Source organism: Streptomyces sp. NPDC001002, assembly GCF_053599215.1.
The window spans coordinates 1-5,505 of record NZ_JBSFLV010000270.1 but is presented as its reverse complement, the minus strand read 5'-3'; the positions used below and the strand labels follow the sequence as shown (position 1 = coordinate 5,505).

Genomic DNA, 5,505 nt, shown 5'->3' with positions numbered 1-5,505 from the left:
TGAGCAGAGCCTCAAGGCGGCCCTGCGAGATCTCCGGCTGGTAGGGCGTGTAGGCCGTGTACCAGGCCGGGTTCTCCACCTCCACCAGATAGGCGAGCCCGCGCGCCTCCAGACCGTGCAGCAACGGCGTCACATCACCGTCGCAGCGCCAGTCCACCAGCACCGGCAGCGGCTCCAGGTACCACTCCTCCAGCATCTCGTCGATCGCTTCCAGCACATACCGCCAGCGCGGCTTGGCGCGCTCCTGGGGCGGGACGTGCGCCTGCGTGCGCAGCGCCTCGTCCCGGTCCCAGCGCTGCGGCAGCAGCAACTGCCAGCTCACCGGCACCCCGCCGTACCGTCCGGCCAGCGAAGTGGCCAGCGCCAGCTGGCAGTTGACGGTCCGCTCCAGCGAGGGCGCGTACTGCCGCGCCACGCCCACCGAACGGTCGCCGTTCTTGGCGAAGACGACCTCGTCGAAGCACCAGGCCTCGGCCTGCAGCGCCCGGCTGATCCGGTGGGCGAGCCGCTCCCGCACCGGCCGGCACGGCCACGGGCTCTGGTTGACGAACTGCTGGATCTGCTGGACCGCCCGGCGCCCCAGCACCTCTTCGGTGATCCGGGCCGGCGTCTTGCGCCCGGGCACATCGAGCAGGCCCCGGACGTAGACCTCGCCCCAGCGGCGCTGGTCGGAGCGGGACAGCGCGCCGAAGAGGTCCTGGCAGTAGGCGGAGAAGTCCACCGGCTCGTGCGGCACGGCCGTCGGTGCCGGCCGGTCCATGACGTACCTGGGGGGAAGCAGCGTCGTGGTCATGTCGGCTCAGTCCTCCTCGCCCTCGAACAGGAAGGCGTCGGTGGCCTGCAGGGCTTCCCGTACCTCGGGCAGTACGGAACCCACGACCACGAAGTCGACTTCCAGGCCCGCCTTGGTGCGCTGCACGAGCAGCTCGTTGACCGCGGGCCGGCACATCTCGGTCAGTTCGCCCAGGTGCAGTTCGACCCGGCGCGGTCCGGCCGCCATCACTTCGGCCAGCACGTGCCGGAAGCGGTCCAGCTCGACCGTGTCGACGGCACCGGAGCAGCGCACGTGCGCGGTGCCGCCGGCCACCTCGCTGCGCACCCGCAGCCGCATCCGCGCCGGCTCCAGCTCGACCCGCACCCGCACCGGCTCGTCGCTCTCCGGCAGCTTCACGGTCAGCAGCTTGGCGTCGAAGTTGTGGTGCTCCTTGCCGTCGACCCACACCCGGGTCAGTTCCACCGAACCGGTGGGCAGCAGATCGGGTGCCACCCGCAGCTCCCGCTGCGGCAGATCGGCCGGGCGCGGCCGGAAGTGCAGGGTCAGCGGCTCGTGGCTGATCAGCAGCCCGGTGTAGGCCGCCGAGAGGTAGCACAGTTCCAGCGCGTGGTAGCCGGCCATGGCGTGCGAGCCCTTGAACCGCTCGGTGCCCACCAGGTACGGGATGCCGTCGGCCAGCACGTTGAAGTACACGCCGCCGTCCTGGTGGTCCAGGAAGAAGGCGTTGTAGAAGGCGGCGGCCTCCCGGGCCAGGCGCAGCGACTCGGGGTCGTCGCCGGTGCCGGCCAGGATCAGATAGGCGAGGATCGCCTGCTCCTGCTGCCACCAGGCCTTGCGGTTGTGCCAGACCATGCGGTGGATGCCGCTGTCCGCGTCGGGCTTGCGCTCGACGACGTCGTACCAGCCGCCGCGCTGCTGGTCGCTGCCGACCGGCGGCATGATCTCGCCGATCCGGCGGGCGGCCTCGGCGTACTCCGGCTTGTCGTGCAGTGCCCTTATCCGGGTCAGGTTCCAGGCGATCTTGAGGTTGTGCCCGACCACGGCACGGTCCTGCTGCCAGCCCCAGGTCCGGTCCGCGCTCCAGTCCTCGTGGAAGCGCTCCTGTACGAAGGGGCTCTCCGGCTCGTCCGGGAAGCGGGCCACGATGGTGTCCGCGGTCTCCTCCAGGAGCTCGGCGAAGTCCGTGCGCCCGGTGGCCAGGTAGGCGTTGATCAGATACGCGGGGGCGTGGTCGCCGACCGAGTTCCAGTTCTTGCGGGACCGGTTGCGGCCCAGGGCGTCGTCGCACGGGCTCAGGTTGATCGGGTCGATGTGCGAGAAGAAGCCGCCGCGCTCCTCGTCCCGGAAGTAGCGCTGGAAGAGCGCCACCGTGCGGTCGATGTCCTGGAGGATCCGCGGGTCGCCGGTCACCCGGTAGGTCTGGGTGGGCCCGGCCAGCGCGTAGATCTGCTCGTACATCGGGATGGCGTCGTAGTCGTCGCCGAACTCCGAGGCGTAGACCTTGCGCCGCCCGGTCGGGGTGATGTCCATGCCGTGGTACCAGTAGACGATCCCGTCGTGCTTGTCGTCCACGCGCATGTACTGGCGCAGGTACTCCGTGCCGCTCTCGGCCGCGTCCAGGAACCGGTCCTCGCCGGTCAGCAGGTACGCGGTCGACAGGCCGTACACCAGTCGGGAGATGGTGTCGGTCTCCTGCCGCACGTTCTGCCCGGCGTGCTCGGGCAACTGGGCGCCGTCGAGCGTGAGTTGGGTGCGGTAGTGGCGCCAGTCGTAGTCGCCGTCGGGGAACTGGCCGCGCAGATAGAAGTCGGCGATCTCGGTGGCCTGCTGGACCCACCAGCGGGGGTGCTCGAAGACGTAGTGGCCGCGGCTCTCCTCGGCGAAGGTGATCTCCTTCACCTCGAAGCGCGAGCCGCCCTCCCACTCGTAGAAGACGCCGTACGCGAACAGGAAGCGCCCGGTGCTGAGCATGTCCTGGGTCTGCGCGGTGGTGTCCTGGTAGGGGTCGCCGAGGTTGCGGACGATGCGGGAGACGACGTTGCGGGCCAGGTGCGCGGTGAACTCGCGTCCGTCGGAGGTGCGCAGCCCGAAGCGGTGCTCGGTGGGGCTGAAGTAGGTGACGTAGCCGGCGACGGTGTCGGAGAGGATGCGGTGGTTGGCGGTGTCGGTCATCGTCAGGCGTCCTTCTCATTCGGTAAGGCGACCAGCAGGACGACGCTGCGGCCGTGTGCGTGGATGACGTCCGCCTCGACGGGCTCCTCCTGACCGGGCGCGAGCAGGTCGCGCGATCCGGTGCAGGCCGTGTCGAGGATCCGGTGCCAGATGTGGCCCGCTACGGCCGGGAGTTCGAAGTCCAGACCCAGGTGGTACATGTTGAGGATCATGTGCAGGTCCGGCTCGCCCCCGAAGCCGCCCAGCGTCACGGCCAGGACGCGCGCGTCGGCGTCCTCCCAGCCCGGGCAGTGCAGTTGGGTGCCGTGCCAGGTCACGTCGGCCATGTCCCGGTCGTTGCGCCGCTCGGTGAAGAAGCGCGGTTCGCGGAAGGTCGCGAACCGTTTGCGCAGGGCGATGACCCGCTCCGTGAAGGAACGTATCTCCGTCTCCTTCTCGGCCTGGTCCCAGTCCAGCCAGGAGACTTCGTTGTCCTGGCAGTAGGCGTTGTTGTTGCCCTGCTGGCTGTTGCGGAACTCGTCGCCGGCCAGCAGCATCGGCACGCCCCGGCTCAGCATCAGGATCGACAGCAGGTTCTTGATCTGCTGCACCCGCAGCCGCTCGACCTCCTCGGAGTCCGTGGGGCCCTCGACCCCGCAGTTCCAGCTGAAGTTCTCGTGCGCCCCGTCGGCACTCGCCTCGCCGTTGGCGTGGTTGTGCTTGTGGTTGTACGAGACCAGGTCGTTGAGCGTGAACCCGTCGTGACAGGTCACGAAGTTGATGCTGTTGGTCGGCAGCACCTGCTGCGGGAAGAACAGGTCCGCGGACCCGCCGAGCCGGGAGGCGATCTCCCCGACCAGACCGGCGTCCCCGCGCACGAAGCGCCGTACGTCGTCCCGGAACGGGCCGTTCCACTGCGCCCAGCGCTTCCCCGGGAACCGGCCGACCTGGTACAGGCCGCCGCCGTCCCACGGCTCGGCGATGATCTTCGTCTCGGCGAGCACCTGCGACAGCTCGATGGCCCACAGCGCGGGCGGCACCGCCATCTCGTAGCCCATCGGACCGCGGGACATCTCCGAGGCCAGGTCGAAGCGGAAGCCGTCGACGTGGTGCTCGGTGACCCAGTACTCCAGGCACTCCAGGATGAACTTGGTGACCATCGGGTGGTTGGCGTTGACAGCGTTGCCGCAGCCCGTGAAGTCCATGTAGCGGCTGCGGTCCTGCGGCCACAGGTGGTAGTACGCCTCGTTGGCCGCGCCGCGGAAGCTGATCGTCGGCCCGAACTCGTTGCCCTCGCTGGTGTGGTTGAAGACCACGTCGAGGATGACCTCGATGCCGGCCTTGTGCAGCGCCTTGACCATGTCGCGGAACTCGGTGATGTGTCCGGCGAGATGGGGCTGGGCGCAGTAACCGGTGTGCGGGGCGAAGAAGCCGTAGGGGTCGTAGCCCCAGTAGTTGCGCAGCGGGGTGCCGTCCGGGCCGATGCGCAGGGTCTGGGTCTCGTCGAAGTCGAAGACCGGTAACAGCTCGACGGCCGTGATGCCCAGCCGCTGGAGGTCCGGGATCCGCTCCACGACCGCCGAGAAGGTGCCCGGGTGGGTGGTGTGCGAGGTGGGGGAGGCGGTCAGACCGCGCACGTGCGCCTCGTAGATCACCGTGTCCGCCATGGGCGTGTTCAGCGGCTGGTCGCCCTCCCAGTCGTAGTCGTCGAGGTCGACGACCAGACTGCGCATGGAGTGCTCGACGTTGTCGCTCACGCCGACCGCGCGGCCGCGGTCCCAGCAGGTGTTGATGTTGGCCCGCGAGTAGGGGTCGAGCAGCACCTTGCGGTGGTTGAAACGGCCGCCGGAGTGCGGGGTGTTGCGGGGGCCGTCGATCCGGTACGCGTACACCTGGCCGGGGCCGAGGCCCGCCACGTGACAGTGCCAGAAATGGAAGCTGCGGTGCTGCTCGGGGTGGAGCCGGATCACCCGTGAGGGGCGCGGGGCGTCACAGCGGTCGAAGAGCAGCAGATCGACCCTGGTCGCGTACTCGGAGAAAATCGAGAAGTTCACCCCGTCCGCGTCGACGCTGGCGCCCAGTGGCTGCGGGCGCCCGGGTGACACTCTCGATGTCGCCTCCGCTCGTGGCTCCAACGTCAGGCTTCCCTGGACCTTCACAGAGCTTCACCTCTTGTCACCTGAGTAGTCGAGCGTCAGTCAGGTCCCTTGCGAATCCGTCTGACGGTGGTTCCGTGACATGGCTGGCTGCACCCAAGCCAGTCAACAAGCCTTGTAAGGTTGAGTCAAGTGACTTGTAAAACTGGTGGGGTACCCGCACAACTCGACAGGTGTGGGACCCGGCAGGTGGGGGGAGGGGGCCCGCGGGCCGGGAACGACAAAAATCCCCCCGGCCGCTGAGCGGCCGAGGGGATCGGCTGGTGTCCGAGGGGGGACTTGAACCCCCACGCCCGTTAAAGGGCACTAGCACCTCAAGCTAGCGCGTCTGCACACGCAGGGTCGCGCTCAGCTTGTGGCTTCCGCTCAGCGACCAGTTGGCGGCGCTGCCGCTGCGGTTCATCTCCCGCAACTCGGAGCGCG

At 68.8% G+C, this 5,505-nt stretch carries 3 protein-coding genes and 1 pseudogene; all 4 read right to left on the bottom strand.

Translation table 11 applies throughout. The features are described from left to right. Window positions 1–760: IS701 family transposase (locus tag ACWDR3_RS47075; RefSeq protein ID WP_450358843.1), on the bottom strand; the 760-nt coding region annotated here is incomplete at its 3' end. Window positions 761–799: 39 nt separating this feature from the next. Then, entirely contained in the window at window positions 800–2,947 is a 2,148-nt protein-coding gene (locus ACWDR3_RS47070) for an AGE family epimerase/isomerase (RefSeq protein ID WP_450358842.1), read from the bottom strand. A gap of 2 nt (window positions 2,948–2,949) precedes the next feature. Continuing rightward, window positions 2,950–5,031, bottom strand: coding sequence for a glycogen debranching protein GlgX (gene glgX, locus ACWDR3_RS47065; RefSeq protein WP_450358841.1), 2,082 nt, complete (start codon window positions 5,029–5,031; stop codon window positions 2,950–2,952). A 382-nt stretch (window positions 5,032–5,413) separates the two neighbouring features. Continuing rightward, window positions 5,414–5,505 (bottom strand): annotated as a pseudogene (locus tag ACWDR3_RS47060) (polysaccharide lyase family 7 protein); the annotation flags it as partial.